This is a genomic window from Actinomadura alba (genome assembly GCF_014323705.1).
GTDB classification, from domain to species: domain Bacteria; phylum Actinomycetota; class Actinomycetes; order Streptosporangiales; family Streptosporangiaceae; genus Actinomadura_C; species Actinomadura_C alba.
The window spans coordinates 32,078-58,474 of sequence record NZ_JABVEC010000030.1; the positions used below are offsets into that span (position 1 = coordinate 32,078).

The 26,397-nt window shown below is 67.5% G+C and carries 27 protein-coding genes and 1 pseudogene; 17 read left to right on the forward strand and 11 right to left on the reverse strand.

Annotation, left to right across the window (positions count from 1 at the left end):
* Positions 1-480 precede the first annotated feature (480 nt).
* Positions 481-1,068: a snapalysin family zinc-dependent metalloprotease gene (locus tag HKK74_RS29885; protein WP_187246724.1), complete on the forward strand. Its 588-nt coding sequence runs from the start codon at positions 481-483 to the stop codon at positions 1,066-1,068.
* Between the two features lie 161 nt (positions 1,069-1,229).
* On the opposite strand, the gene HKK74_RS29890 is transcribed toward HKK74_RS29885, so the two are convergent.
* On the reverse strand, positions 1,230-1,955 hold the full coding sequence (locus tag HKK74_RS29890; protein WP_187246725.1) for a hypothetical protein: 726 nt from the start codon (positions 1,953-1,955) through the stop codon (positions 1,230-1,232).
* A gap of 48 nt (positions 1,956-2,003) precedes the next feature.
* Here HKK74_RS29890 and HKK74_RS29895 point away from each other — a divergent pair, with 48 nt between their 5' ends.
* Together HKK74_RS29895 and HKK74_RS29900 are read left to right on the forward strand one after the other, a co-directional pair.
* Entirely contained in the window at positions 2,004-2,453 is a 450-nt protein-coding gene (locus tag HKK74_RS29895) for a hypothetical protein (protein WP_187246726.1), read from the forward strand.
* Positions 2,454-3,047: 594 nt separating this feature from the next.
* Positions 3,048-3,659 (forward strand): SMI1/KNR4 family protein, encoded by a 612-nt coding sequence (locus HKK74_RS29900; protein WP_187246727.1) that lies wholly within the window; start codon positions 3,048-3,050, stop codon positions 3,657-3,659.
* Positions 3,660-3,858: 199 nt separating this feature from the next.
* Here HKK74_RS29900 and HKK74_RS29905 read toward each other — a convergent pair whose 3' ends face one another.
* Both HKK74_RS29905 and HKK74_RS29910 read right to left on the reverse strand, forming a co-directional pair.
* On the reverse strand, positions 3,859-4,353 hold the full coding sequence (locus HKK74_RS29905; RefSeq protein ID WP_187246728.1) for a YcxB family protein: 495 nt from the start codon (positions 4,351-4,353) through the stop codon (positions 3,859-3,861).
* 175 nt (positions 4,354-4,528) lie between these two features.
* Positions 4,529-5,743: a hypothetical protein gene (locus HKK74_RS29910; RefSeq protein ID WP_187246729.1), complete on the reverse strand. Its 1,215-nt coding sequence runs from the start codon at positions 5,741-5,743 to the stop codon at positions 4,529-4,531.
* Positions 5,744-5,931: 188 nt separating this feature from the next.
* Between HKK74_RS29910 and HKK74_RS29915 the strand changes: the two genes are divergently transcribed.
* Complete coding sequence (locus HKK74_RS29915; protein WP_187246730.1) at positions 5,932-6,345, forward strand: hypothetical protein; 414 nt, start codon at positions 5,932-5,934, stop codon at positions 6,343-6,345.
* A complete protein-coding gene (locus HKK74_RS29920) occupies positions 6,326-6,841 on the forward strand; it encodes an SUKH-4 family immunity protein (RefSeq protein ID WP_222722903.1) in 516 nt (171 codons plus the stop codon). Before HKK74_RS29915 ends, HKK74_RS29920 begins: the two co-directional genes overlap by 20 nt.
* 105 nt (positions 6,842-6,946) lie before the next feature.
* Here the strand turns inward: HKK74_RS29920 and HKK74_RS29925 are convergent, their stop codons facing one another.
* Both HKK74_RS29925 and HKK74_RS29930 read right to left on the reverse strand, forming a co-directional pair.
* Positions 6,947-9,547, reverse strand: coding sequence for an FtsX-like permease family protein (locus tag HKK74_RS29925; RefSeq protein WP_187246732.1), 2,601 nt, complete (start codon positions 9,545-9,547; stop codon positions 6,947-6,949).
* Between the two features lie 4 nt (positions 9,548-9,551).
* Positions 9,552-10,316 (reverse strand): ABC transporter ATP-binding protein, encoded by a 765-nt coding sequence (locus HKK74_RS29930; RefSeq protein WP_222722904.1) that lies wholly within the window; start codon positions 10,314-10,316, stop codon positions 9,552-9,554.
* A gap of 449 nt (positions 10,317-10,765) precedes the next feature.
* Here HKK74_RS29930 and HKK74_RS39330 point away from each other — a divergent pair, with 449 nt between their 5' ends.
* The 3 genes from HKK74_RS39330 to HKK74_RS39335 all read left to right on the forward strand — a co-directional run bounded on the left by HKK74_RS39330 (position 10,766) and on the right by HKK74_RS39335 (position 12,977).
* Positions 10,766-11,221, forward strand: a complete 456-nt coding sequence (locus HKK74_RS39330) for a bacteriocin immunity protein (protein WP_222722905.1) — start codon at positions 10,766-10,768, stop codon at positions 11,219-11,221.
* 117 nt (positions 11,222-11,338) lie between these two features.
* A complete protein-coding gene (locus tag HKK74_RS29940) occupies positions 11,339-12,250 on the forward strand; it encodes a YwqG family protein (protein ID WP_222722906.1) in 912 nt (303 codons plus the stop codon).
* Positions 12,251-12,668: 418 nt separating this feature from the next.
* A complete protein-coding gene (locus HKK74_RS39335; protein ID WP_222722907.1) occupies positions 12,669-12,977 on the forward strand; it encodes a hypothetical protein in 309 nt (102 codons plus the stop codon).
* Positions 12,978-13,128: 151 nt separating this feature from the next.
* On the opposite strand, the gene HKK74_RS29950 is transcribed toward HKK74_RS39335, so the two are convergent.
* Positions 13,129-13,335: a DUF397 domain-containing protein gene (locus HKK74_RS29950; protein WP_187246734.1), complete on the reverse strand. Its 207-nt coding sequence runs from the start codon at positions 13,333-13,335 to the stop codon at positions 13,129-13,131.
* Positions 13,332-13,856: pseudogene (locus HKK74_RS29955) on the reverse strand (DUF5753 domain-containing protein); the annotation flags it as partial. The gene HKK74_RS29950 and the pseudogene HKK74_RS29955, both read right to left, overlap by 4 nt.
* A gap of 301 nt (positions 13,857-14,157) precedes the next feature.
* Here HKK74_RS29955 and HKK74_RS29960 point away from each other — a divergent pair.
* Positions 14,158-14,442, forward strand: a complete 285-nt coding sequence (locus HKK74_RS29960) for a hypothetical protein (protein ID WP_187246736.1) — start codon at positions 14,158-14,160, stop codon at positions 14,440-14,442.
* A gap of 170 nt (positions 14,443-14,612) precedes the next feature.
* On the opposite strand, the gene HKK74_RS40405 is transcribed toward HKK74_RS29960, so the two are convergent.
* On the reverse strand, positions 14,613-15,401 hold the full coding sequence (locus HKK74_RS40405) for a trypsin-like peptidase domain-containing protein (protein ID WP_222722908.1): 789 nt from the start codon (positions 15,399-15,401) through the stop codon (positions 14,613-14,615).
* Positions 15,402-15,995: 594 nt separating this feature from the next.
* Here HKK74_RS40405 and HKK74_RS29970 point away from each other — a divergent pair.
* Positions 15,996-16,163, forward strand: a complete 168-nt coding sequence (locus HKK74_RS29970) for a hypothetical protein (protein ID WP_222722909.1) — start codon at positions 15,996-15,998, stop codon at positions 16,161-16,163.
* A 140-nt stretch (positions 16,164-16,303) separates the two neighbouring features.
* On the opposite strand, the gene HKK74_RS29975 is transcribed toward HKK74_RS29970, so the two are convergent.
* Complete coding sequence (locus tag HKK74_RS29975) at positions 16,304-17,119, reverse strand: SAM-dependent methyltransferase (RefSeq protein ID WP_187246739.1); 816 nt, start codon at positions 17,117-17,119, stop codon at positions 16,304-16,306.
* A 187-nt stretch (positions 17,120-17,306) separates the two neighbouring features.
* Here HKK74_RS29975 and HKK74_RS29980 point away from each other — a divergent pair, with 187 nt between their 5' ends.
* Positions 17,307-18,488 carry a cytochrome P450 gene (locus HKK74_RS29980; RefSeq protein WP_187246740.1) on the forward strand — a complete coding sequence of 394 codons (1,182 nt, stop codon included), beginning with the start codon at positions 17,307-17,309 and terminating at the stop codon, positions 18,486-18,488.
* Positions 18,489-18,541: 53 nt separating this feature from the next.
* Here the strand turns inward: HKK74_RS29980 and HKK74_RS29985 are convergent, their stop codons facing one another.
* Positions 18,542-19,192, reverse strand: coding sequence for a response regulator (locus tag HKK74_RS29985; RefSeq protein WP_187246741.1), 651 nt, complete (start codon positions 19,190-19,192; stop codon positions 18,542-18,544).
* Positions 19,189-20,478 (reverse strand): sensor histidine kinase, encoded by a 1,290-nt coding sequence (locus HKK74_RS29990; RefSeq protein ID WP_187246742.1) that lies wholly within the window; start codon positions 20,476-20,478, stop codon positions 19,189-19,191. Before HKK74_RS29990 ends, HKK74_RS29985 begins: the two co-directional genes overlap by 4 nt.
* Positions 20,479-20,588: 110 nt before the next feature.
* On the opposite strand from HKK74_RS29990, the gene HKK74_RS29995 reads away from it, so the two are divergent.
* From HKK74_RS29995 to HKK74_RS30015, 6 genes are all read left to right on the forward strand, one after another.
* Positions 20,589-21,161: a hypothetical protein gene (locus HKK74_RS29995; RefSeq protein ID WP_187246743.1), complete on the forward strand. Its 573-nt coding sequence runs from the start codon at positions 20,589-20,591 to the stop codon at positions 21,159-21,161.
* The gene (locus HKK74_RS30000) at positions 21,158-22,273 is read left to right on the forward strand and encodes a peptidoglycan-binding protein (RefSeq protein ID WP_187246744.1); all 1,116 of its coding nucleotides are present in this window, start codon (positions 21,158-21,160) and stop codon (positions 22,271-22,273) included. The genes HKK74_RS29995 and HKK74_RS30000 overlap by 4 nt, the downstream gene beginning before the upstream one ends.
* Positions 22,270-22,986, forward strand: a complete 717-nt coding sequence (locus tag HKK74_RS30005) for an ABC transporter ATP-binding protein (protein ID WP_312881921.1) — start codon at positions 22,270-22,272, stop codon at positions 22,984-22,986. Before HKK74_RS30000 ends, HKK74_RS30005 begins: the two co-directional genes overlap by 4 nt.
* Positions 22,983-24,191, forward strand: coding sequence for an ABC transporter permease (locus tag HKK74_RS30010; RefSeq protein WP_187246745.1), 1,209 nt, complete (start codon positions 22,983-22,985; stop codon positions 24,189-24,191). The genes HKK74_RS30005 and HKK74_RS30010 overlap by 4 nt, the downstream gene beginning before the upstream one ends.
* 821 nt (positions 24,192-25,012) lie before the next feature.
* Positions 25,013-25,144, forward strand: coding sequence for a hypothetical protein (locus HKK74_RS41085; protein WP_281398089.1), 132 nt, complete (start codon positions 25,013-25,015; stop codon positions 25,142-25,144).
* Between the two features lie 138 nt (positions 25,145-25,282).
* A complete protein-coding gene (locus tag HKK74_RS30015; protein ID WP_222722910.1) occupies positions 25,283-26,347 on the forward strand; it encodes a hypothetical protein in 1,065 nt (354 codons plus the stop codon).
* The last annotated feature ends 50 nt before the right edge of the window (positions 26,348-26,397 follow it).

Sequence of the window (26,397 nt, forward strand, 5' to 3'; positions counted from 1 at the left end):
GCAATTGTTCGCCGGGGTCCGGCGCTGGGCGGAGATGCTCGCGAACAACTGCATGATCACGTCAGAGAGTTCTAGTCGCATGATGCCGGTGCGGCACGGCTCTCTGAGTCAGGAGGGCGTTGGAGCTCGCGAACAATTGCATGATCACGCCGGGGTTCTCTCTGCCGTGATCATGCATTTGTGCGTCGATGGGTCCGTTTCGGGGGCGGGATGCGTATGTTGCGGGTCTCGGTGCTCGGGTGGCTGGCGTTGATCGAGGGTTGTCGTGGCTCTGGTGCTGGGTGCTTGATCGGTCCGGTGGGATCGCGCGTGGTGGCGTATGTGGGCGGGTCCGGTAACGCGGAAAATCTGCTAGATGACTGACGACTTTTCAGTACATAACGCCAGTTCTTAGGAAGTCGCACCACAAAATATGCTCAGGCCGACCTCATCCAGGTCATGCGGCAAACGCTTGCTCTCAACAGAGGAAGGCCCCCCGCCATGCTGCATCGCACAGTCACGCGCGCCCTGATCGGTGCCGGCGCGATCGCGCTCTCGGTCACCGTGCTCCCGACGGCGAACGCCTCACCCGCCCCGGCGCCGGATCTCGCCCCGCTCGCCATCACCACCCTCTACTACGACGACAGCCAGGCCGCCGAGTTCAAGAGCGCCGTGGCCGCCGGTGCCCAGTCCTGGAACTCCAGCGTCCAGAACGTCCGCCTGGTCAAGGCCGCCTCCGGAGCGCCCGCCGAGATCCGCGTCATCGCCGACGACGGCTGGCCGCGGGCCACACTCGGCCCGGTCCGCCCCGGCGGGCGGGTCACCGTGTGGTTCGGCCGGCAGGCGGTGAACGAGGGGTACAACACCACCCGCATCGCCGCGCACGAACTCGGTCACAGCCTGGGCCTGCCGGACCGCAAGCCCGGCCCCTGCTCGTCGCTGATGTCCGGCTCGACCGGCGGCGTCTCGTGCGCGAACGCCACTCCCAACGCGTCGGAGCGGGCCACGGTGGAGTCCCGCTACGCGAGCGTCCCGAGCGCGGCCCGTGATGCCCGCAGCGGCGGCGTCGTGGTCGTGGACGCCCCCTGACGATCCCGGTCCCCGCCCGTACTGTCGCTTCCAGATCGCCTCGCGCGTCTCGTGAGGTGGGGCGATCAGGGCAATAGGCGGGCGGGGTCGGCGATGACGCGTCTTCGTAACCCTCCGACCATCTGGGAAGACAGGGCGTGTTCTCCGTGTGGCAACAGGAGTCACGGCCGCACTCGTCCCCGGTCTGACCGGTCGGGGCCCTCATGGCGGCCCGGCGTGACCCGGCCGGGAGTGTGCGCGGCGGACCGAGACGCATGCGATCGCGAGCCGGTTTGGTGTCCGTGCCTGTTGGCCATCGGCGACCGCTGGTCATGGATGGGCCGCTGGGAGGAGGGCGTGGCCTTGCTGCGAGGCGGCCGGCCGGTCGTGCAATGGCCGGGGGTCTTCCGGCCGGGCGGGGCGGAGCTCACCGGGCCGGGCCCGTTCTTTCGCTCGCGGGGGCTGCACCATCCGTTCGGTGCCTTGCGCGAGTCGGTGGGGGACGGTGCCGTGGTGGAGGCCGGTGACGTACGAGCCGTACCGGTCGGTGGCACGAGCGACCGCGGGCTCGTCCCGGCCGGGATGTGTACGGTGGTCGGCCGCTCGCTCGGCGAGTGTACGGATGGTGTTCCAGTAGCGGCGGCGAAGGCGACGCCCCCGAGCAGGGCGACCACGAGTGCCACCGCGGCCTTCGTGCTCAGGATCCGCGCCGGGACCGCACGGCGGCGTGCCGCCGGTTGTGTGCGGTGTGCCCGGCGGAAGGCGCTCAGCGCGGAGTGCAGGCCGGCGACCTCGTCGGGACGGGCGGGCACCGTTGCCGCGGCGAGCAGTCCGGCGAGCTCGGTCTCGGGGCCCTCGTCACCTACGGCATCCCTGAGCAGCCGCTCGCGTGCAGCGGACCCGAACAATAAGATTCAGTGGGATACCAAAATATTCATTCACCGTGTAGGGGAATAATGAGCATCATAAGAAGATCTCGCCGCCGCTTTAAGTGGCCCAAGATCGAGGTCTACGGATTTCGTTCCCGCGGTGATATCAAGTTCCTCTCGGTGCAGGAATTGGAGCGGCTTACAGTCGCAGTCTCCACGAATCCAAAATGGAGCGCTAACGGTCGTCCTGAATGGCTCCAGGAGCAGCGAACTCACATAAACACCTTGATGCTGACGGTTTTCGGCACGGAGGGAAGGGGTGTTTATCGATGTCTGGTCATGGCCGTACTCGACGATAAGTCAAAATGCAGCTTCACTCTCGATGTTTCCGTCGATGACTTCGATCGCCTGCCGGATGTGCCGCTGGAAGATATCCTTTCTCTGGCCCATAAGTACCTTATCGGCTTCCCGCCCCTTGAGCTTGACCCGGCGCAGAAGGAGAGCTGGCATCGGCTGAAGGAGAGTGCCGGCGGTTAGCTCTTGCCTCCGATGGTGGGAAGGCTATTGGTGCGGCGTTGCCACAGCAAACGCGATGAGCTGGCGACTCTGTTCAGCCTTGACAATGGTTCGCTGTCGAACCGTGCGCTGATGTATCGCGAGCTGACGCCGACGGTCACGCCAAAAGGGATATCGCTGGGTGATCACTGCATCTAAGTTAACCAAAGCGGCGTCGCAGTTGGCCGGCGCAGCTACGGCCGGCCGCACTGGCTCCGCCCGCGTCGACCTGCCCGTGTGCGGGTGCGATCCATGCTTTCAAAGCCGTCGCGATCTATTCGCCGACCACGTCGATGACGGTCGACTACGCGTCCCGCCCTCCAGTGGGACCGGGCGAGATCAGAACGCGACTGCCGACGGCCGGGCATCGGGGCGGCTAAGGCCACAACGCGCCGCGGCCCATCACGAAGCTGATCGATGGCGTCATCATCAACATCGAGAAATGCCTCAATCTCGTGGTCGTCCAACCCCAACACGTCCAGACTGTCGGCAGCGACCTCGATGTGAAGCGCCTTGTCAGAGGTTCCGGAAGGCTCGATGCCATGATGTGGGCAATGTGCGGAGGAGGCGACTGAGGTGGACGCCCTGGAGACGCTGCGGCGGCTCATGCCACCCACATGCGAGAGCGGCACGTCGGTTGACTGGGCCAGGCTCAGCGAGTCGTGGGGCAAGGAGTTTCCCGACGACTACCGGCAGTTCATCGAGATGTACGGGGCCGGGACGATCGAGAACTTTCTGGTCGTTGTGAAGCCCGGCCCCAAGGGGGAGTCGCCGGAGCAGGAGACCGGCGTCATGTTCAACGAGACGGCGACCGCCGAGTATCTCTGGACGGATGCGCGCAGGTCGCCCGAGTTGGCCGACGTGGCGCCTGAGCTGATCGCATGGGGGGGCGATGAGAGCGCGGACCTCCTGTGCTGGGACGCCTCGGATGACGACCCCGGCAGGTGGCCCGTCCTGGTGTACAACAGGGGTAAGGCCCTGTGGAGCCGTTACGACTGCGGGATGGTGGAGTTCCTCGTGCGCATACTGCGAGCGGACTTCGACGAGCGCCCCCTCAGCGACCTGTCCCTGTGGGGGAAGGAGTCGGCGACCTTCCTGACCTCGAGTGAGGAGGAGCGTCGGCTGAAGGCAGGACTGGACCCGTGGACAGGGGAGCCGGACTCGTACGCCGGAATGTACGGCGACTGACCGATGCGCGGCATCCCAGCTCGATCGGCAAGTGGAAGTCGCAGCTCCTGGAGATCGGCAGGCAGGGCCTGGCTGCGGGTGGGTCTTCGGGCCCGTTCGCTGCGGGAGGAGCAGCGCTACCTGGAGAATCCCGAAGTGCAGGCAGCGCTCGCCACGGTTGCGCTGGTGGCGCTGCCGCTGCGGAGCCGGCCACGAGTCCCTATCGCCGGACCGCTTCCTTGAGCAGGCGTGACACCTGTGCGGCTTCGTCTTCGGTCACAGACCGTTTCGGCAGGTAAATCGTTCGGTAGGCGTCGAAGGCAATGCACCAATGCATCGGCGCCTCGGTCGCCGAGCATACTTTCGACCAGGCGACCTGCGACGACATCCCCGGCATCGCCACTCGGATGCCGGCGTCAGATAGCGTGATCTCGCGTTCGTCCATGGGCCGGTTTTGGAGCTCGTCGCGCACGCCCTCTTCCACGCTTCGATACGGCATCACCATGATCCAGACGCCGACCGCACCCGCGAGCGCCGAGCAACCGGTGATGAGGCCGGTCGATGGAGACGCCGCGAGCTTCGCCAGCACTCCGATCCCCAGCAAGGTGAGAGGCGCCCCGACAAGCCACCAGAAACGAAGCTTGGTGATAGGAGTCGATTTGAGCTCCAACCTCCGGTCCTCGGCGGTGGGGGTGTAGGAGAACGTGATGTCCACGGGCGGCCTCCAGGCGATGGGTGATCGTAGAGGATCGTGGCACATCACGATGACAAGCCAGGCGCCGAACGACAGCGCTCGTAATAGGGTCTCCGGTCACCGAGTTGGAAGGATACCCGCGATGACACTTCGTACCGGGCGGGCCGTCACACTCGAACGATCACCTACCAGCGTCTCACCATGGTCCTGGTGGCCCGGCGATGGCGCGTAGGAAGTCCCGGTCGTAGGGCAGACCAACACGCGCGAACAGGTAGTCCGGTCTCTTTCCTGTCTCCCAAGGGTTCTCCAGCGGCGTCTTGGGCGGTGGTACCGGACGCCAGATGTCCTCATTGGCGATCAGGGCGTGCAGGTATGCGCGCTGTGCATCGGTAAGCGATCCGGTCTCGGAGAACGGCTCGGGAAAGGCCGCCTCCAACAGTGGTCCCCAGTCGGAGTCCCCCGACTCCCGGGTCGCCCTGGCCACCAGCGAGAGGGCTACCGGCAGTAGTTCGTCGAAATCCTCCGTCCTTCTGATGGCGTGGTCAACGAGAAGATTCCACGGGTCGTTGAAAAGCAGTAGGTTGAAGTCGGGGTACCAATCAGGTACGGCATCGGGATCGATTAGCGCATCCATGATCTCACGCGTGGCATTGCGATCGTCGATCATATTTGACGCGGTCGCCGCACAAAGCCGAATCCCTGGATGAGGATCGGCGAGAAATACCCTGTCGACGGCGCCGAGCCGACCTAGTTCAAGCAATACCTTGGCCCGTTCGTAATAATCATCGGCGACCCTGACAATCCATTCGAGCTTTTCGATTATCTCGGCCCGCCTAGATGTCAGTGTTGGAACTTGAATGAGCGCTGCCGCAGTATCGGCGGCGGCCACACGGACCACTACATCATCGTCACGCAGGCATCCCAGGACCGGTTGCAGAAGGGCAGGGGCGATGGTCCGGCAGTCAAGGATGGCCTGAAAATCCATTCGGCCGGATTCCGGGTCCGACGATGAGGACCAGGGGTCATCGGGATCGGCGTCCCGGGGGCCGCAGTACGCGTCCCACAGCTGGTCCTCTGTCCGGTCCGGCTCGGTGCCTTCGGCCACCGCGCTGAGAAACCCGAGCAAGTGCGCTCGGATCGGTTCCGGCTCGCGCCATTTGCTCGGGACGAGACGGGCCAGCCGCGGATCCGGCAACAGTCCGGCGACCACCAGCGCGACCGGAGCCGTCGCCGGATAGATGCTGCTCTGGTGGGTGACGGATCCGAACAGATGACCGATCGCTTCGGACCACCCATCCTCGTCATCACCGACGAGCCGGCGCAGATGACCGGGAGTGTCGATCGCTGGGCCGTAAGCATGAGACAGTCGCGACCAATCAGTTTTGACCAGAACATCCCACCCGATAGGCATGCGGAGCATACTAAGGGCACCGTCGTCGCCACCGCAGGAGCCCCTTCGTGAAGCACGTTTGGGAGCGGCGGCGATCCAGTGCGCGGTCGGCCCGGCACGACCGCATCAGAACTGCGAAGACTCGTTGTCGCATGCGGCCGACCCGGGCGTGATCTGGCTGTCGCCCATGGTGCGCTCGCTCGCCCGGGATGCCTTTACCCATCCCGGAGCTTCTGGGGTGCGCTGGTTTTCCCCTGCTGGCCGAGCCGCTGGTATTCGGGCTTCCCGGGTTCAAGGTGGCGCAGTATTCCAGTGGCGTGATCGGCGGCGGCTGTTACGGCGCGGTTGCCTGGTTGCCTCTCAGCGTCGATCGAACCGATTTTCATGCCCGGTTGGTCGGCGGGGTGATCGGCGCCATCGCTTTCGCGACGCTGGCTCTCGGTGTGTACGCACTTGCGTTCCGCGCTTTCGGCCCACATGACGCTCGCGCCGCCACACGCCCAGATCGTGAATTGCATCAGCCTGTTGACTACGAGGTGCCGGCGGGCGAGCAACTGCCCGTCGGTGGCGGTCGTAGATGGTGCGGTCCGGGAAGGAGTGATGGTGGACAACGAATGGCTTGAACGCACTGGTCTGGTTTATGGCGACACTGATGTGGTGGACCGGTGGGATATTTCTGCCGTCGAGCGGGATGTGCTGCTGCAGAATGGGCTGCCACGATTCGTCCCACCTTTCTTTGAGGCGACTCTGCAGAGCGAGACAGAGCCCGTCATGGCCTCCAAGAATCACGGGATGCTGTACAAGATAGGCTGGGGCCTGGGGAACAATATTGGAATCGCGCAAAAGGGCGGAGGTGTCTACGCGGCAGATGGTGGTGTCTACACGGCAGATTCCGAGGAATTGGAGGACGATTACTTCGTAAATTCATCACTGGGGCACTTTGTTAAGTTAATCCATCGAGTGGGATATCATCAGGCGAAGGTGATTACGAGTAGCGAAGAAGATGCCGACCGAGCTCTCGCTCTCCTGAGGCGGGAGGTGGTGGAAATCGATCCGCCTGCTTTTGTTGAGGGCTGGTGGTCACTGGTCTTCGAGCAAATGGAGCATGGCTTGATGTGAACTGTGCCGCGTCAACTCACCATGATCACGGCGGGTATCGTGCTGCGTGTGTTCCCGGCCCGCCCTGTTCGCCGGAACGGTCCTGGGCGGTGCACCGGCAGTGACTCACTCAGCATTGGCGGCTTCGAGGACGGGGACGGCCGCGGCCCGGCGCGCGGGCAGCGCTGAGGTCGCCAGCGTTGCCACCGCCGCGCCCGCCGCCACCATCGGGAACAGCCACCACGGCGGATCCGGGCGCAGGAACGAGCTGCCGGTCGTCACGTGCAGCAGTGTCAGCGTCCCCATCGCGATCACGATGCCGAGCATCGTGCCGAGGGCGACCACGGTGGCCGCCTCCCAGCGGACGATCGAGCGGATCTGCCTCATGGTCGTGCCCACGGCGCCCAGCAGCCCGAACTCCCGGGTGCGTTCGGCGACGCTCATCGACACCGTGGTCGCCATCCCGAACAGCGCCAGCAACAGCGCCATGCCGACGAAGCCGTACGTCGCCCGCAGTGCCCGGGTGAGCGAATCCGACGCCGCGTTCACGTACGCGTCACGGTCGAGGACGCGCACGCCGGGCACTCCGGCCACGGCGCGCGCCAGGGCCTCCGGGGAGCCGCCCCGTACGAGGATTGCCTGGGTCGCCGCGTTGGTGTCGAGCCGGTCCATCGTCGCGGGCGCCACGAGCGCCTGCTCGGCGAACAGGTGGGACGGATCGTGGTACGAGCCCGCCACCGTGAGTGTGGCCCGACCTTGAGCGCCCCGCACGACGATCTCCTGGCCGCGCCGGAGTTCCCGCTCCTGCATGACGGTCGACGACAGCGCGATCTCCCCGGGACGCAGCACGGGCGGCCGGCCGCCCAGCCGCAGGACGTCGGGCAGCCCGGTCTGGTCGGCGCCGCTGACGAGGAAGTGGAACGGCTCGGGCTTCTCGCCCGGTTCGAGACGGTCTGACGGGGGCGATACCAGCTTGACCTCGGTCTGCGTGAGGGCGGCCGCCCGCGATACCCCCGGCGCGCCCGCCACCAGGGCCGCCACGTCCCGGGCCAGCGGCGCGGGCGCGCCCTCGGTGGTCCTGGCGGTCGCGGCGATCGCGTGCTCGGCCGCCATGACCTGCCGTCCCGCCTCCCTGAAACGGTCGTGCACCGACAGCGTGACCAGCGCGACGGAGGCGACCAGCGCGACGCCCAGCATCAGCGACGAGGCGGCCGACGAGACCCGGCGCGGGCTGCGGGTGATGGTGGCGTGCGCCAGCCGTCCGGTCTCCCCGCTGACCAGCGTCCCGAGGCGGCCCACCAGCCCGCCCAGCGGCCCGACGAAGAACGGGGTGAGGACGGCCAGCCCGGTCACGGCCAGCATCGAACCGAAAAGGATCATAAGCGAGACCGCGAACGTACGGTCCGGGCCAGGGGGATCACCGACGCGGACCGCGACCGCCACCGCATACCAGAAGCCCGCACCGGCGAAGATCGCGGACACGGCCAGCAGCCGCGGCCAGCGACGTCCCCGGGTTTCGGTGACGGTGGTGCGCAACGCCTGTACGGGCGAGATGCCCGCGGCGCGGTGCGCCGCCCGCCAGGCGGCCAGCTGGGTGACCAGGATCCCGGCCGCGGCCGGTACGGCCAGCGCGACCCAGCCGAACTGGGCGTCGGCGGCGGAGACGTCGAACCCGTCCCGCGCGAACAGCCGGGTGATCAGCGCCGACAGCGGAAAGCCTGCGGCCACGCCGCCCACCGAGGCGATCGCGCCCATCGCGAGCGCCTCCAGCCGGATCAGCCGTTTGATCTGCCGTGGCGTGGCGCCGATCGCCCCGAGCAGCGCCAGCCGCCGGGTCCGCTGCCGCACCAGCGTGCCGAACGTGTTGGCCACCACGAACAGGCCGACGAAGATCGCCACGGAGGCGAGCATGCCGATGACGCCGGCGATCGAGGCGCCTTCGCTCGCCGCGGCGGCGGTCTGCGCGTGCCGTACGGACTCCGCGGTGCGCACCGTGGCCTCGCCGCCCAGTTCCCGGGCCAGCTCGCCACGCAGCCGATCGGCGGGCACGCCCGGGGCGGCCTTCAGCCAGACGCTCTGCCAGCTGCCCGCGGGCAGCATGGCGACGCGCCGTACGGTCTCGGGCGGGGCCAGCACCAGGTTGCCGGCGGCCACCGCGCTGCGGCCCTGGACGCTGACGACGCCGGCGATCCTCACCCGGCGCGTCTCGCGGGGCAGCGTCAGCGTCATCGTGTCGCCGACGCCCAGCTTCCCTGCGCGCGACATGTGCCGGACGACCGCCACCTCGCCGTCCGTGGCGGGGGCGCGCCCCGCGTCCAGCCGGTAGGGGTTCAGCCGCGGGTGGGACACCCAGGGACGCAGCAGAGTGCGGCCCTCGGCCGACGCCATGATCGCCTGTCCGTCGGGACGGGCGGCCGTCACCGCCACCGTGGCGTCCCCGGCGGCCGCCGCCACCCCGGGCCGGGACGCGATCCTGTCCATGCGGATCCGGCCGTCGGGCGGCGCGTACGGGTCGTCGGGATCCACTGTCCCGCCCTGCACGAGCACGTCCGCGCGGAAGTACTCGCTCGCGTCGCTGCCCGACACCGCCTCCTGCGTGCGCAGCGCGAACTGCAGCGAGCCCGCGATGAGCGCGATCGATCCCAGCGCCGCCAGCAGCGTGGCGGTCAGCCGCAGCCAACCCTCGGTGAACGAACGGCGCGCGATGAGCCACATGGCGCTCCCCACGGCGTCAGCCCTCCATCTTGCGCATGCGGGCGTGCACGGCGTCGATGGTGGGCGCGGCCAGCTCGTCGACGATCGTCCCGTCGGCCAGGAACAGCACCCGGTCGGCGTACGCGGCGGCCACCGGATCGTGTGTCACCATGATCACCGTCTGCTGGTAGGAGTCGACGGCGGCACGCAAGAAGCCCAGCACCTCCGCGCCAGAGCGGGAGTCGAGGTTGCCGGTCGGCTCGTCGGCGAACAGCACCTCCGGCCGGGTCAGCAGGGCCCGCGCCACGGCGACCCGCTGCTGCTGCCCGCCGGACATCTCCGCAGGCCGGTGGTCCAGCCGCTCGCGCAGCCCGAGCACGTCTACGATCGTGTCGAACCATTGCCGGTCCGCGCGACGGCCCGCCAACCGCCCGGTGAGCCGGATGTTCTCCTCGGCGGTCAGCATCGGCAGCAGGTTGAACGACTGGAAGACGAAGCCCATCCGATCGCGGCGCAACTCGGTGAGCCGGGTGCGCGACAGGCCGGTGATGTCGACCGCACCGATGACGACGGCGCCGGAGGTCACGGTGTCCAGACCGGCCAGGCAATGCAGGAAGGTCGACTTCCCCGACCCGGACGGTCCCATGATCGCGGTGAACTGGCCCCGGGTGAACGCCGCCGACACCCCGCGCAGCGCGGTCACCGCACCATCGCCGGAACCATAGGCCTTCATCACGGCGGTGGCGATCATGACCTGGTCGCGGACGTGCTCGTCGGGTGGGGTTCCGGTCATTGATGGCATCCCGCAAGTGAAGCGTCACGAGCGCGCCGGGACACTGGCGCAGCCTGTAGAGATCGTGGTGGGGAGAACCCCCGATACTCAGCCGCCCCTCACACCTCAGCGACGAGACCACCAAGGAGAGACCGAAACGACCCGAGAGACCGAAACCGAGCCCCAAGCGCTGAGAGCGGCACTCGCGCGGGTGCCGCCCTCGACGTGCCCTGCCTTGTGCGGCGAGCGCAAAGGTTCTTGCGACCGGACCGCGGTGGACGGTTTCGATGCCCAGGCGCGCGGCGTGGTCGATGAAGCGGGTGCGGTAGGCGCTGTCGCCCATACCTTGGTGATCGACGGGTGCGCGCCGGCAAAACCGACAGCACGGGTGGACATGGACTCTCGGCTTGGCCGTGCCATGGAAGCCACCGCGGCCATCGTCAGCTGCTGCCCGATGTCGCCCTGAGATAATCCATGCCATGGAATTGCGTCCGGAACTGCAGCCACCACTGGTGGACGAGGACAGGCTTACACTGCTTACACAAAGGATAGAGGCGATAGCCGATCTGCTAGACAGAGGTTCAGCAGCTGAAGTTGAAGCCGCGATCCGGGAGTTCAATGAACTTACCGGTAGTTCGTATGAGCCATACGACTTCCGTTATTATGCGGCCAGCCGCAGCGCACGCGACTTCGCTCTGGAAGCGGCACGTCCAGTGGGACGGGTGCCGGATATCGCTCGTGAAGAGCTCATTGAGATCGTAAGGAGGATCCAAGACGTTGATCCCGAGGTGGACTACTACGTTGATCTATTCGAGGCGAACATCCTGGATCCGAGGGGAAGTGGTCTGATCTACTGGCCACCCGAGGAGCTTGAGGATGCCACACCCGAGGAGATCGTCGATGTGGCCCTGAGTTACCGACCCATAGAACTGTGATCTCCAGCGGTGGATCTGGTTGTTTGTAAGCTGGTCGTCGTTTGCCGGTGTGAGTTCAGTTCGGGGTGGTGGCCTGGATTTCGCGGTCTTGTGTGGTGGCCGATATTACAGGGCTTGATGCGGGCCGATCGTGAGATCATCGGCGCCATGCTGAAAGAGCACAGGCGCTTGGTGACGCTGGCGCGTCGGCACCTGCCGCCGGCGGTGGCGGAACGTTGGATCGCTTTGATGAGGCCTGCTGTTCGGCTCCGAACCCGTCAGGAAGGCCAGAAGCTCGTAGGTCAGCTGGGTGGTCTCCCAGCTCTGCCCGATGGCCTGCCCTGGCCGGAGTGGGAGGGCGAGGGGTCGTTGGGCTTCGTCGCGTTGATCGACTGCGGGCGTCTGCCGCTGGATCGGCTCGACATCGCGCTCCCGGACAGCGGCACGCTGCTGTTCTTCTACTTCGACCCTGAGGACGGCTACTTCGATCCGGAGTACCCGCCGAGGGCCGTCGAGGGTAGGAACCCAGAGACGCTCGCCGGGGCGCGCGTCATCCACATACCTGCCGGCGTGCCGACCACCGAACGTGCCGCGCCTGCTGACATCGACCCGTACGACCACGTTCCCCTCACCGCGGAACTCATTTCCACCGGTCCGGACTGGGAGCACCCCGCCCTGCGGGCGGCGGTCCGCGCTCTGTCCGATGACGACCGCGCATTCATGAACGGCCATGGCAACAGCGACCCGTTCCGAATGGCACTGTCCAAGCCGCCACAGTTGCCTCAGCATCGGATCGGCGGCTATGCCTACCCAGTGCAGGGAGCGGTCGAACTCGACGTGGCGGCCACGCAACTCGGCGGTGGGACCCCCGTGGATGACACAGCCTGGGAGAAAGAAGCACGGCGTTGGACGCTGCTCGCTCAAATCGATACCGACGACGAGGCTGGGATGATGTGGGGTGATGTCGGTTCTCTGTACTGGCTGATCAAGCCAGAGGATCTGGCCGCCGGTAGATTCGATGCGGCCTCCTTCACCTGGCAGTGCAGCTGAATGAGTACGAGAAGTCGCTGGCGAGATGAGCCGCAAGTCCCGTTGGGCGCGTTCTGAGGCCGGGACAGTACGTAGCGCAGCATGAAGGCCGCCGGACGTTGTCGGCGGCCGGCCGTATGGTCCCCGCGGTCCAAGGCGATGGATGGGGAGGGATCGTGGGGGATTGGTTTCAGACGATCGTGGACGTCCAGGCGGCATCCGGGGAGGCAGAGGCTCTGGCGGCGGACGTGCGGGACTGGCTGATCTCTTCGGGGGTCGTGTCAGCCGAGCGCACCGACTGCGTCCTTGGTAGCGACCTCGGATACCCGCCCGGTCCGCGCGTCGATGAGGTGGTGGACAACTCGGGCTGCAGCTTGCCCTGGCAGAACGTCTCCGCCAACGGCCTGGACATCATTACCGGCCGGACCATATTCCACGCGTGGCAGGGCGGGCCCCGGTCGTCACCTGCCCGCACTGCGCGGCGGAAGTCGAACTGGTCGACGAGGCATGGGAGCCCTTCGACGAAGTCCTGAACGGCTGGGCCGAGGGACGTGATGCCATCATTGCCTGCCCAGCCTGCGCGCAGCCGGTCGAACCGACCTCATGGAAGTGGGCCGACGACTACTTCGCACTCGGGCATCTGGGTTTCACGTTCTGGAACTGGCCACCGCTGCGGCCCGAGTTCGTCGCCGAGTTCACCCATCGCCTGGGCGGCCACCGCACTGTGCTGCTCGCTGGCAAGTCCTGATCGCCGGGCCGCACGACACTTCGTCGTGGAGGTACCGACAGGCGGCTGTGCACGTTGAAACAGTTGCAAGCCGTCCGGGGCCGCTGGCGCGGCGCATCGGCGACGTGAAACGGTCCTGTCTTTAACCAGATCACACGGGGTGAGGTTTGCTTCAGGTCAGGTCGTGTCGGCCGGCTTTGGCGTACGCGGTGAAGGTCTTCCATTCGCCGGGAGTGAAGGTGAGTTCGGGGCCGCCTGGGTCCTTGCTGTCTCGTACCCCGATGGCGGCGTAGAGGTCTGCGACCTCTACGCACTGGTCGCCGGACGAGCCGCTGCGGCTGCTCTTGCGCCATTGGGCGGACGAGACATCGAACGTCATGGCATGTCCTCCAAGACCGTGCGGATCAGTTTCTCCGAGTCAGCGGCGGGCAACGCGACGGACCCGATTCGATCGAAGAGTACTCCGAGCTCGCTCACCTGGCTGCCCGGCTCGATCACCCGGCCGAGGCCGTTCTCGCCGACCGCGTATCCGACGTCCGGTTCGTTGTGGAAGCCCAGGACGGTGAACGGTGCGGTCGGATAGATCGGGACCCCGTCCGGGACGATCCTGACGGTGATGTTGGGCTCGTGGATCGCCTCCAGGAGCCGCTCCAGCTGTGGCCGCATGATGGCCGGGCCGCCGACAGTCCGGTGGATCACCGAGTGGTCCAACAGCACGACCAGCCACGGCGGGTCGTCGCGCCGCAGGATCTCCTGCCGGTCCATTCGCGCCGCGACGATCTCGGCGAGTTTGTCCGCCCGCAGCCCGGCTCGCACGATCTCGCGTGCGTACTCCTCGGTCTGGAGCAATCCGGTGACCAGGAAGTTCTCGTAGATCTTGATGGAGGAGGCGAGGGTCTCCTGCTCTGTGTACTCCCAGAAGTCGGAGGGATCCCTGACTCACGTTTGATGCCGGCGTAGATGCCCTCGAAGAACTGGACCAGGTCGAATGCCTTGTCCATGCCTTTGGAGAGCCGGAGAGTCGGCGGCCGGTAGCAGTTCTCCACCGCTCCGATGAGCTTGCCCGACACCACCACGTCGGGATGACCGCCAAGGTCGGCCTGTGTCATCTTCGCAGCAATGCGCATCCGCCTGAGCTGTACGGCATTTGGACGCCGAGGAAACCTGAGGTACTTGGGTGCCATGGCAATGGACGTGGGTGATGACCGTGACCGCAGGAACCAAACGCCGAGCGCCGCTGAAGATCGATCCCGCGGCGGATGAGCTGATCTCGCCGGCAGCACACTTCCTCGGCATGACCAAGAAGGATTTTGTCACCGATGCCGCCAAGGCCTATCTGGAGCAGCGGCGCGAAGAAATCCGCCGGGGGATGATTGAGGCCATGAAGGTGCTGGACGGCTCGCTCACCTCAAGTGTCGCGATGCTGACCGGCCTGTCGCCCGAGCGGATCGAACAACTCGGTGGCGTCGGCGACTGGGAGGACTGATTCCGTGCCGGTCCGCCCTACCCTCCGGTGCCTGCGTGAGGACCTGGGATGATCGCGCCGTGCATCGCCTGCATCGCCCTAGCCAGTGCGGCGACTTCCTGGGCCAGACCCACCGACGGACGCTTCAACGCAGGTCCGTACGGCTCAGCGCACACATCGCGAGACGGCCGTCACTTAGAGCACCCGCGGGTCGATACCGCTAGAGAACGGTCATGACCATCCCTGGCGGAAGGGGCGACCTCATCTGCTGTGAGCGCATAGCCGAGGTTTGGGTCGTCAATGTGGTCGGCGAACACCACGCCGTAGACGGTGCCGTCCGTCGCGAGTAGCGGAGCACCGGACATGCCCTGCTCGACTTTGCCCTTGATCCCATAGATCCGGCGGGTGACCTGGCCTGCGTGGTAGATGTCTGGTCCATGGGCTCGTTGTTCGGCTCGAATCCAAGCGGCGCCTGCGGACAGTGAGGTGTCGTTTTTCCGGAATCCGGCTATAACAGCGCTGTCACCGGGACGGGCTCCGAAGTTGAACTTCAATCTGGGAAGCGTCAGGCCAGGGACGCGGAGTACGGCGAGGTCGCGGCGTGGGTCGTACAGAACCACCATGGCCCGATAGCGAACACCGTTCTTTGTGATCGCCTCGATGCCGCGACGTGCTCCGGCAACGGTGTGGGCATTGATCATTACGCGTTCGTGTGCGTACACGAACCCGGTGCCATGCAGAGAGTGCTGACACTGCGGCGCCGATCCCACGATCCGCACAATGCTCTGCCTGGCCGCCGTCAGCCCCGGGGATGTGGGCAAGGCCTCATCTGGCTCTGGCTCATTCGGGCCAGTCTTCGCAGGGCCCGTCAAGGGTTGTGGGGCCGACCTCGACGGCACCGCGGAAGTATGCGTCCAGAGCACTACGCCGAGCGCTGTGAGAATGAGGACAAGGGTCAGGGCCATGACGAAGGCGAGCACGTAAAGTCTCCGCGCTGATCTGGCCGGGGCGGGCGGTGCTACGGAAAGTTCGGTGGCCGGCATGGTCGATACGCCATCAGATCCCGGCCAGTCGTGTCCAGCATGACGGAGAACCTCTGCCCACGACCGATGATGGCACGAGGTGATCCACCTCGTTCTTCTAGGAGAACGTGATTTCCACGGGTGGCCTCCGGGCGAAGGATGATCGTGCACGAAGAATGTCATAGCCGTGCTCCATGCTCTGGCCATGGGTTTTGGGGGTTCTTCATCGTGGCGCGTTCGGAGGAACCGTTGACCGACCTGGGCGGTTCAGGAGCTGTGCTCGCCCACGCACGAGTTCGAGTGGCGCGGAGTAGTAGACGGCTGTCACAGGGACGGGCCCTGGCAGATCGCCCAAGTGAGCAGGGGAGACCCGGATGCCCTCGAGTGGTTGGCCGAGCGTCTGCGCACTGAGACCGGAGCACCCGCGCTGACGATCTATGTACAGGACAGCGACTCGGGTACATCGTCGCGTCGAGTCCTACGGGGGCGGGTTGGGAGGGATATCTCGCCCCCGACATCGCCGTCGAGGGTTACGACATGCTCCCCTTGGAGATGACGACCGAGCAGATCGCACATGCTGAGGCCGATTGGGCGGTGGAGGCGGAGCGTCGGCCTGCCGACGTCACGGTGATCGCCACGGCGCTGGCCGAAAGCCCCGGCCCGTTCGGGGAGGGCGTGGACGCCTTCATGGCGACCTTAGGGTTCCGTTTCGACGAGTAGCGGATCCTGGCCGCCTTCTGCCTCGCACTTGGGCAGCGCGGCTTCTCGTCCATGCTCGTTCACCCGAGCGCCGGATGATCTACACCGGGGCGGCAAGCCCCTCACCCGTGAACAGGACGGCTACCACTCCACCTACCGCTTTAGGGGACGCGGGCGACGCCGCACAGCATGGAAACATCACTGATGGCCGGTCGTTGTTCCGGAGGGGTGTCGGGGCGCCATTCGACGACCGATGTGATCCCTGGCGAGAGAAGTTGCAGCCCGGTGAAGAAACGAGCGAACTCCTGCTGGGACCGGAGCCGGAAGGGCACTCCGCTCCGCTGGTTCGCCGCCTCCGCCTCCACGAGTTCCTCCGTCGTGAGGTGGTCATTGGTCGCGTGGGTCATGACCACGTAACTGCCCGAGGGGAGTATCCCGCGTAGGTGCTCAATGATCTCGTAGGGCTGGTGCTCGTCGGTGATGAAGTGCATGGTCGCGACCAGCATCAGCGCCATCGGCCGGGACATGTCCAGGGTGCGCAACAGGTCCGGATGTGAAGTGATCTTGTCGGGCTCGCGCAGGTCGGCTTCGAGGTAGGCGGTGGCTCCTTGCGGGGCGCTCGTGAGCAGCGCACGGGCGTGCACCAAGACGATCGGATCGTTGTCGACGTAGACGATACGTGACTCCGGCACGACGGCCTGGGCGATCTCGTGGACGTTGCCCGCCGAGGGCAACCCGGTGCCGATGTCGATGAACTGGTCGATCCCCGCCTCCTCGACCAGATAGGTCACCACCCGCCTGAGGAACCGGCGGTTCTCCACCGCCGCGAGACGGACGGTCGGGAAGCCCGATGCGACCACGTTGGCGGAGGCCCGGTCGGCCGCGAAGTTGTCCTTGCCGCCGAGCCAGTAGTTGTACCTGCGGGCGGGATGTGCCTTCGCCGGGTCGATTCCGCTGGGTACCTGCTCAGAGCACACGACGAACCTCGATCTTCAGGGCTGGCGGGACGCTTGATCGTCCCCATTGTGCATGTCTTCGGCGCACGCGTGGCGGGCACACACGCCCTTCTGGACTGAGAACCGGTGGCATATCCGCTTAAGTCAGGACATGATCGTCCACACGCGGCGGTGACGAGCCGGCAACCACGATCCGGAAAGGCGGGCCATGAACCTGTCCTACAGCCCGTTCGACCTCGATATTCAGGACGACCCTTACCCGGTGTACACGCGCCTGCGGGAAGAGGCGCCGGTGTACCGGAACGAGACGGACGACCTGTGGGTGTTGTCCAGGCATGCCGACGTGGTGGCGGCCCTGCGTGATTCGAGCCGGTTCTCCAGCATCAACGGACTACGGATCGAACCCGCTTTCTGGGGGCCGGATGCGGAGAAGTTCTTCTCGTTCGTCGCCATGGACCCGCCCAAGCACACGCGGATGCGGGGGCTGGTGTCGCGGGCCTTCACCCAGCGTCGCGTACAGGAACTGCAGCCGCGACTCCGCCAGATCGCTCATTCCCACCTTCAGCCACTCGTGGAAGCCGGAACGTTCGACCTGATGACCGACTTCGCCGCCCGGTTCCCCACGGATGTGATCTCCGAACTCGTCGGCGTCCCCGAGGCCGACCGCGACAAGCTGCGCGACCTGGGGATGGCCATCATGTACCGGGAGGACGGATCCACCGATCTGCCCCCGGAGGCCTTCGCGGCCATCGGCGAGCTGGTCGGGTACTACACCGAACTGACCATCGAACGCGCCGGCGAGCGGCGAGATGATCTGTTGTCCGGACTGCTGGACGCGGCCGACGGAGACGACAGGCTCACTCCGGAGGAGATCGTCGGAGTGTTGATCCTCCTCGTGGGCGCGGGTATCGAGACCACGATGCTGCTGCTCGGCAACGCTTGGCACGCCGCTTGGCAGCATCCCGAGCAGCGGGCCAAGGCGTTCGCGGGGCGCGTCGAGGACTGGGTGGAGGAGAGCCTGCGGTTCGACCCGCCGACCCAGGCGATCGCGCGCACCACCACTGAGGAGATCGAGTTGCACGGTGTGACGATCCCGGCTGAGGCACGCATCCTCCTGCTCACCGGCTCGGCGAACCGGGATCCGCGCGTCTTCCCCGAGCCCGATCGTTTCGACCTCGACCGGGACACGGGACCCTCGGTCGCTCTCGGCAGCGGGCGTCACCACTGCCTCGGCGCGAACCTCGGCCGCCTCGAGGCGCGCATAGCGCTCCAGGGGATCGTCGATGCCATCGCCGACTACGAGATCGACGCCGAACGAGTGCGGCGCGTGTACTCCTCCAATGACCGCGGCTTCGCATCCCTGCCCACCCGGGTGACCGCTCATCGGTGACGACCGGCGGACGTGCGAGACCCCGCCCTCCACGTTCCGGTGCGGCCGCCGACTCAGGCGATCCCGTTCTGGTGGGCGTAGATGACGGCGTGGATTCGGTCCCGCAGCCCGAGCTTGGCCAGGATGCGGCTGACGTGGGTCTTGACGGTGCCCTCGGTGACGTAGAGCCGCTCGGCGATCTCCTGGTTGGACATGCCCTCGGCGATGAGCGCCAGCACGTCCCGCTCCCGTACGGTCAGGACGGCCAGCCCCGTCGTGTCCACGATGCGCGGCGCAGTGTCGACGAAGTGCTTGATCAGGCGGCGGGTGACCGTGGGCGCCGCGACGTTCTGACCGGCCGCGACCGTACGGACGGCGGTGACCAGGTCGACGGCGAGGGTGTCCTTCAGCAGGAATCCGGCCGCTCCGGCGTGCAGTCCGGCGTAGATGTACTCGTCGAGGTCGAACGTGGTCAGGATGATCACGTGCGGTGGGCGATCCGCGGGCGCCGCGGCCCGGAGGCGGCGGGTCGCCTCGATGCCGTCGATGCCGGGCATCCGGACGTCCATGAGCACCACGTCGGGCTCGGTCCGGGCCGTGACCTTGAGCGCACCCAGGCCGTCGGCGGCCTCCCCGGCGACGACGATGTCGCCGGTCTCATCGAGGATCATGCGGAAGCCGGTGCGGACCAGGGCCTGGTCGTCGGCGATCACGACGCGGATCATGCCGGGATCTCCAGGGGCAGGGTCGTGCTCACCTCGAAGCCGCCGTGGTCGGCGGGGCCGGCGTGCAGGGTGCCGCCGAGGGCGGTCACGCGTTCGGTGATGCCGCGCAGGCCGTTGCCGAACACCGGCGGAGCGCAGGTAGTCCCGGTGTCATGCACTCGGATCCGCAGCCGATCGGTGGCGAAGTCGAGCTCCACGCCGCAGCTGCTGCCGGGGTCGGCATGCTTGAGCGTGTTGGTGAGGGCCTCCTGGATGATCCGGTAGGCCGACAACTCGACCCCAGTGGGGAGCGTGGCCGGTTCGCCGGTGAGGTGAAAGGCGACCGGAGTACCGCTGGATCGGACCCGTTCGATGAGCTCGGGAAGTGCCGCCAGGCTCGGCTGGGGTGTGAGGGCCGGCCCGGGCTCGGAGCGCACCAGGCCGAGGAGCCGGCGCATCTCGGCCAGCGAGGCCCGCCCCGTGGTGATGACGTTGGTGAGGGCGACCTCGCTGCGCTCGGGATGGCGGCGCAGCGCGGCCTGCGCTCCCTGGGCTTGGACGACCATCACCGACAGCCCGTGCGCGACGACGTCGTGGAGTTCGCGGGTGATCCGGCCGCGTTCGGTGGCCACCGCGAGGGCGGTGCGCTGCTCCTGCTCACGTTCGAGGTCCGCGGCCCGGGCCTCGAGCGTCGCGAGGTGCGCCCTGCGGGTCCGCGCGTTGTCACCGGCCGCCCACGCGATGGCGAGCAGCAGGGCGGGTACGACGCCGAGCCAGGCCGCCTGCGCGATCGGGTCGCCATTGGACTCTGTCATAGGCGGGGCGTTGAAGGTGAACTTGCCGGCTTTACGCAACAGGGCGAACTCGCCCGACGTGACGGCCAGGTTGATCCCGTACAGGCCGGCCTCGATGGCGATGAGCGCCGCCACCGAGACGCGCCTGCTCCGGGCGGTGCCGGCCAGCGTGAACAGGGTGACCAGCGTCACCAGGTCGAGGGGCAGGTGCGGGATGAGGGGGCTCATCACGTGCCCTGCCGTGCCCGCCGCGGCGAGTGCCAGGGCCGTCACCGGCCAGCGGTGGCGGAGGAAGACCGCCGCCACCGTCGGCACCGTGGCCAGCCACCACCAGAGGACCTGCTCCTGCCACTCCTGCACCGAGCGGAAGTCCTTGTAGAGCATCGGCCCCTCGGGCGTGCCCAGCAGCACACCGGAGCCCATCAGCAGGTTCGCCCCGAGCACCACGGCGACCAGCCCGCAGTCGAGCAGCAGCGTTCGCGCGCCGGCCGGCGACCTCCAGTACACCCGCATGGGGGCAGGCTATGCGTCCGAAGATCGCAGGGTATCTGTCGTGAGATATACATCGGAGTCCGCCGGGCGGCAGACGCGGCACCACTGTGGCGGGCGGCAGCCTCTGGAGCATGAATCGCAGACTCGCGGTCGCGGCCCTGGCCGCCGCACTCACGCCCTGCCTCGCCGCCTGTTCGCCGGGCGGCCCTGCGCAGCCGTCGGCTTCGCCCTCCCTAAACGATGTCCAGAAAAACCTGGCGGTCACCAAGCGGTTCGTCAAATGCGCACGAGAGCACGGCTACCCCACGTTTCCCGATGCGGTGGTCGACAACGGCGAGGTCACGTATGCGCACAGCAGTGACGCCGAAGGAGCGGCCATCAAGAGCAAGATCGCGGCTCTGGAGCGGGTCCCCGAGTGCAAGGCGATCCTGACCGAGATGCAGGCGCTGAGACCCCGCAACGTCGGGCCCAGGAATAGGCCGACGGGCAAGCCCAGCGCCGAGATCATGCAGAAGCTCCGGCGTTTCGCGCAGTGCATGCGCCAGCACGGCGTCCCGGCCTGGCCCGATCCCAAATCCGACGGCTCGTTCCCCGTCAGCCAGACCACGGTGGGCGACCCCAAGGCGAACCCCACCGCCCGGGCCGCGGGGGAGGCGTGCGAGCAACACCGCGCCGGCACCGAGCCCTTTGGGTATTTCTCATGAGGGCCGGTGTCGTCCCGGCGGCCATCGCCGTGGTCCTCGCCGCCGGTGGAGTGGGCGCGTGGCAGGTCACCCGGCCGCGTCCTGCCGCGGACGAGAACGCGCCGCGGGTGGCCGTGACCTCCGCGGTGGTGAGCCGCGGTGACATCGTCGCCCGCGTCCAGCTTCCCGGCGTGCTCGAATTCGACGGTACGTACTCGATCGCGAACCAGCTCCCTCCGGGGGTGGTCACCTCCGTGGCCCGTACGGGCTCCGTGCTCGCGCGCGGCTCCCGGCTGTTCACGGTGGGCGCCACCCCGGCGGTGCTCATGTACGGATCGCGGCCCGCCTACCGGGACTTCGCGGCGGGCATGACCGACGGCGGCGACGTCAGAGACCTGGAACGCAACCTGGCCGCCCTGGGCATGGATCCCGGCCGTGCGATGACGGTGGACCGGCACTTCTCGGCGGCGACGGCGGCGGCGATCCGCCGCTGGCAGAAGGCCCGCGGGCTGCCCCTCGCGGCCCGCACCGGCCGGCTCGCCCTCGGCGAGGTGGTGTTCCTCCCCGGCAGGATCCGGGTCAAGAGTGCCGAGACCACCTCCGGATCATCGGCCGGACCTGGCGCCAGGATGCTGGCGGCCACCTCCACGAACCAGGTCGTACGGGTGACGTTGAGCACCGACCAGCGGTCTCAGGTGCACGTGGGCGACCGGGTGGAGGTGACCCTCACCGGTGTGCCCCGCGGTGTCCAGGGACGTGTCCGCAGCGTGGGAACGGTCGCCACCGCGCCCACCCAGGCCGGGGGCGGGGGCGGGGACGGCCCGAACGCGCAGGGCCCGGCCACCGTCCCCGTGACGATCGTGCTGATCAGGCCGGGCAAGGCGTTCGCCGGTCTCGATCTCGCCCCGGTCCAGGTCGCCGTCGCCGGCTCGCGGCGGCAGGGCGTGCTCACCATCCCCATCACCGCGCTGCTGGCCCGGCCCGGCGGCGGCTACCAGGTCGCCCTCCTCGAGGGAACCTCCCGCAGGCTCCTCCCGGTGCGGCCCGGACTCTACGACCAGGACACGGGGACCGTCGAGGTGACCGGCGCCGGCGTCCGCGAGGGCGCCCGGGTGGAGGTGCCGGTGTCGTGACCGACGTCATGAGCGATGTCGTGAGCGATGTCGTCCTGTCCTTCGACGGCGTGACCAAGACCTACCCCGGCACGCCGCCGGTGGAGTCGCTGCGCGGCGTGGACCTGACGGTGCGCGCCGGGGAGATGGTCGCCGTCGTCGGCCCGTCCGGATCCGGCAAGACCACGCTGCTCAACCTGGCGGCGGGACTCGACCGTCCCACGCTGGGTTCCGTACGGCTGACCGGCCGGCCCATCGAGACGCTCTCCGACAGCGGACTGTCGGGGCTGCGCGCGCACGCCCTCGGCGTCGTCTTCCAGCAGTTCTTCCTCCTGGACCACCTCAGCGCGGTGGACAACGTCGCCACCGGACTGCTCTACCGGGGCGTCCCGGCCCGGCATCGCAGGGAGGCCGCGCTGACCGCCCTCGACCGGGTCGGCCTGGCCAACCGCGCCCACCAGCACACCCGCACGCTGTCCGGGGGAGAACGCCAGCGGGTCGCCATCGCCCGGGCCCTCGTCGGCAGACCGGCCCTCGTGCTCGCCGACGAACCCACCGGCAACCTCGACAGCGTCGCCGGCGGCCGTCTGCTCGATCTGCTCACCGAACTGAACGCCGACGGAGTCACCTTGCTCATCATCACGCACGACCCGCAGGTCGCGGCTGCCTGCCCCCGGCAGGTCCAGATCCTCGACGGCCGGGTCGGCGCCGACACCCACGCGAGTGTCCGATGACCGCGCCCCGGACCGCGCCCCGGTCACGGGTCCGCCCGGCCGACCTGCTGCCGCTGGCCACCATGGGCCTGCGGAGCCGTCGCCTCCGCACCGCCCTGTCCACCCTGGGCATCGCCATCGGCATCGCCGCGATCGTCGCCGTCCTCGGCATCACCCGCTCCAGCCAGTCCGAGCTGATCAGCCGGATCGACCGGCTCGGCACCGACCTGCTCACCGTCGCCACCGGCCAGTCCGCGGGCGGTGACGAGGTCCCGCTTCCGCGGACCGCCCGGCTCACCACCGCGCACACCGACGGCGTCGAACGCGTCACCGCCACTGCTCAGCTCGACGGCGTCGGCGTCTTCCGTACCGACCGGATCCCCGCCTACAGCAGCGGCGGCCTGGACGTACGAGCCACGGAGCCCACCCTGCTCGGCACGCTGGACGGCCACCTGACGTCGGGGACCTTCCTCACCGCCGCCACCAGCCGCTACCCCGCCGTCGTCCTCGGCCACGACGCCGCCCAGCAACTGGGCATCGCCCATCTCGACCCGGCCACCCGCGTCTGGATCGGCGGGCACTGGTTCACCGTGACCGGAATCCTGCGGCCCCTTGAGCTCGCCCCCGAGATCGACCGTGCCGCCCTCATCGGCATGCCGATCGCCGCTGACTACTTCGATTACGACGATCATCCGAGCCGGCTCTACATCCGGGCCGACCCCGACCGCGTCGCCGAGACCGCGGGCCTTCTCGCCCGGGCCGTCAACCCTGAGGATCCCCACACCGTGGACGTCAGCCGGCCCTCCGACGCCCTCTCATCCCGGCTCCTCGTCGCGGACTCGACCACCTCCCTGCTGCTCGGGCTCGGCGCGGTCGCCCTCCTGGTGGGCGGCATCGGCATCGCCAACGTCATGGTGATCTCGGTGCTCGAACGCCGCACTGAGATCGGTCTGCGCCGGGCCCTCGGTGCCACCCGGCGCCACGTCGCCGCGCAGTTCCTGCTCGAGTCACTGCTGCTCGCCACCGCCGGGGGAGTCGGCGGAATCGCGTTCGGGGCGGTCGTCACCTACGCGACCGCGCTGGGCCGGCATTGGCAACCCGTCGTCCCCGCCCTCGGTGTCGTCCTCGGCCTCGCGGCCGCCGTGGTCATCGGGGCGCTGGCGGGCGTCTACCCCGCTGCCCGCGCCTCGCGCCTCCCGCCCACCGACGCCCTGCGGGCCGTCTGACGCACGGACCGGCCTCCACAGGTCGTTCGGTAGACGCGACCGTACCGACCCTCATCGGCCGCTCAGGGCAGCAGCAGCAGCCGGGCCGGGTCGGCGATGACGCGCCAGACGACGAGCGCCGCGGCGCCCTGCATGCCCGCTGACCGTCCTCGGTCTCGCATAGCGAGAATGCGCCCAGCCTTGGGCCGTCGGGGTGTGATCAGGTGGATTGGCGGAGTGTTATTGCGATGGGAGTCATCTCCACAAGTGTGCCTAGCGGCTCTGGGAGCTGGTAGTGGAATTGGAGGGTGTAGGTGCCGCCGCCGCGGAAACGGCCGACCCACCTGAGCGTTGCGATGGTCGTGCCGGTCGGGTCGTTGAGGGACCAGCCGAGCCGTCCGTCGGAGGCGTGTCCGCCGTCCGAGGATGCATAGGTTCGGCCGGTTTCGGTGACGACGAGGTGGCAGAGGAGTTGGTTATTCGGGTCGAGGAGTTGCAGCGGGCCCATACCGATGCGTCCTGAGAGGCCTTCTTTGGAGTCTGCCAGCCGTCCGAGAGGGGTGCCGTCGGGGGCCGCGATGACGATGGTGACCTCCCATTCCTGGTGGTGTCTGGTAATCGGGACGGTCGACGAAGCACAGGGGGATACCGTCCGGACGGTTAACCTGCAGGACGACGCGGCTGGTCGTGTCGGAAGGGGGGGACCCGAGCCAGCGTGAGAAGGCGCTCTTCTTTTGGCCCGCCGTCTGGACGGCGTGTGCGAGCACGACTCCCTGTCCGCCGGTGATCTGGAAGTTCAATTGCGCGTAACCTGTTCGGTGCGGAGCAGCGGCTCGTTGAACATGACGCGTTCTTACCTGTCCCAGGGCGGTGTCTCGTCATGGCTGGTGGTGGAGGTGCCGCCCGGCGTCTCGGTCTTCGACGTGTACTTGGTGGAGCCGTCCCCGTATTCCCCGGTCTCGGTCCGCTTGTAGACGTCGCCGCCCTGAGCCTGGCCGCTGACGTATCCGTCGACCTTGCCCTTGCCGGTCTCGAATGTTGGCGCCTACGGTTTAATCGGCGACCAGTTCCCGAGTACCTCTAGATAAACCTGGACCTGGAGATGAACGTTGATGGCTACAGAGCTTCGCCAGGTCGGCACATTCGAAGCCGTAAAGCACTTGTTCAGGTTGTGGCTGCCGGGATGGCGGCTCGCGCTCGTCGGAGGCGAGGCTCCCCAGGAGGAGTGGACCTCCACGCCTTCCCTGACTGAGGTGGCGGAGTACGGGGCGTTCCCGGGAACATTCGCCGACTCCGGCGGGCAGCGCCATCCGGTGGCTGTTGAGCGGTTCGATATCGATGACCCAGACGAGACATCCGACAGCCCCCTGCACGCGTCCTGGGGGCTGCCTATCGAGGGTGCGGAAAAGGCGTACGAGTTCCTCATCGGAGCATTGGAATCCGGTGGCGGACTAGACCGACGAGGCCGGGCGCTGGCCGGATACGCGGTCGGCTACCTTGCCGCAGACGCCACAGACCTGCTGCGGATCGAGGTCGCAGCCGAATCGGGCGGCTCCGTAATCGACGATGAGCTGCACCTACTGTTCCGCAGTTGGAGGAGCACATGGCGGCTGTCCCTGGCCCCCGCCCCGATCGCCCCTGATGTCCCCGTTGGGGCCGAGTATCGAATCGCCTGCGTCATTACCCTTTTGGGCGAATTCCTGAGAATCAACAACACCGACGAGGTGACCTTCGAGGTGAGCTTCGGAACCCACGACGTTGACCTCGACGTCGCTGATCCCGACGCCGTCTTCCGGGCGGGCTGGAAAGGAGACGGGCACTGGCTGATCGCGGAGGAGGGGGACGACGAGGATGACGACGTGCTCTGGGCGCTGGATGCAGCCTCCCTGGAGGCCGCGCTGACCGAGTCGGAACGAAACATCGTCGCAGCGGCCCGCGCCACGACCATTCTCTGGGAATTCGACGACACGACACCCGAGATTCCCGGCGACGAACTCGTCTCCTGGCTGGCCCGGGACCTCTACGGGATGATCGCCACCGAGGTCACCGGCACATCCGGAACCCTGCTCGCCTACGCCAAGAAGTTCCCGCTTGAAGGAGTTCTGTGCGGTGAAGGGGACTCCTGCGTCCTGCTGGTCGGCCCGGGACGTACGGCCCTCGTCTACGTCAGCGGCTGATCGCCGTGCGTCTGGCCCGCCGGCAAGCAGGCCTCACCACGGCCTGCGGT

Excerpts from the sequence above, each read along its gene's own strand:
- HKK74_RS29885 (WP_187246724.1), top strand. The coding sequence starts at position 481 with ATGCTGCATCGCACAGTCACGCGCGCCCTGATCGGTGCCGGCGCGATC.
- HKK74_RS29895 (WP_187246726.1), top strand. The coding sequence starts at position 2,004 with ATGAGCATCATAAGAAGATCTCGCCGCCGCTTTAAGTGGCCCAAGATC.
- HKK74_RS29910 (WP_187246729.1), bottom strand. The coding sequence starts at position 5,743 with ATGCCTATCGGGTGGGATGTTCTGGTCAAAACTGATTGGTCGCGACTG.
- HKK74_RS29915 (WP_187246730.1), top strand. The coding sequence starts at position 5,932 with ATGCCTTTACCCATCCCGGAGCTTCTGGGGTGCGCTGGTTTTCCCCTG.
- HKK74_RS29930 (WP_222722904.1), bottom strand. The coding sequence starts at position 10,316 with ATGCCATCAATGACCGGAACCCCACCCGACGAGCACGTCCGCGACCAG.
- HKK74_RS39330 (WP_222722905.1), top strand. The coding sequence starts at position 10,766 with ATGGAATTGCGTCCGGAACTGCAGCCACCACTGGTGGACGAGGACAGG.
- HKK74_RS29940 (WP_222722906.1), top strand. The coding sequence starts at position 11,339 with ATGCGGGCCGATCGTGAGATCATCGGCGCCATGCTGAAAGAGCACAGG.
- HKK74_RS29950 (WP_187246734.1), bottom strand. The coding sequence starts at position 13,335 with ATGACGTTCGATGTCTCGTCCGCCCAATGGCGCAAGAGCAGCCGCAGC.
- HKK74_RS29960 (WP_187246736.1), top strand. The coding sequence starts at position 14,158 with ATGACCGTGACCGCAGGAACCAAACGCCGAGCGCCGCTGAAGATCGAT.
- HKK74_RS29970 (WP_222722909.1), top strand. The coding sequence starts at position 15,996 with ATGACGACCGAGCAGATCGCACATGCTGAGGCCGATTGGGCGGTGGAG.
- HKK74_RS29980 (WP_187246740.1), top strand. The coding sequence starts at position 17,307 with ATGAACCTGTCCTACAGCCCGTTCGACCTCGATATTCAGGACGACCCT.
- HKK74_RS29985 (WP_187246741.1), bottom strand. The coding sequence starts at position 19,192 with ATGATCCGCGTCGTGATCGCCGACGACCAGGCCCTGGTCCGCACCGGC.
- HKK74_RS29990 (WP_187246742.1), bottom strand. The coding sequence starts at position 20,478 with ATGCGGGTGTACTGGAGGTCGCCGGCCGGCGCGCGAACGCTGCTGCTC.
- HKK74_RS29995 (WP_187246743.1), top strand. The coding sequence starts at position 20,589 with ATGAATCGCAGACTCGCGGTCGCGGCCCTGGCCGCCGCACTCACGCCC.
- HKK74_RS30000 (WP_187246744.1), top strand. The coding sequence starts at position 21,158 with ATGAGGGCCGGTGTCGTCCCGGCGGCCATCGCCGTGGTCCTCGCCGCC.
- HKK74_RS30010 (WP_187246745.1), top strand. The coding sequence starts at position 22,983 with ATGACCGCGCCCCGGACCGCGCCCCGGTCACGGGTCCGCCCGGCCGAC.
- HKK74_RS41085 (WP_281398089.1), top strand. The coding sequence starts at position 25,013 with ATGACGCGTTCTTACCTGTCCCAGGGCGGTGTCTCGTCATGGCTGGTG.
- HKK74_RS30015 (WP_222722910.1), top strand. The coding sequence starts at position 25,283 with ATGGCTACAGAGCTTCGCCAGGTCGGCACATTCGAAGCCGTAAAGCAC.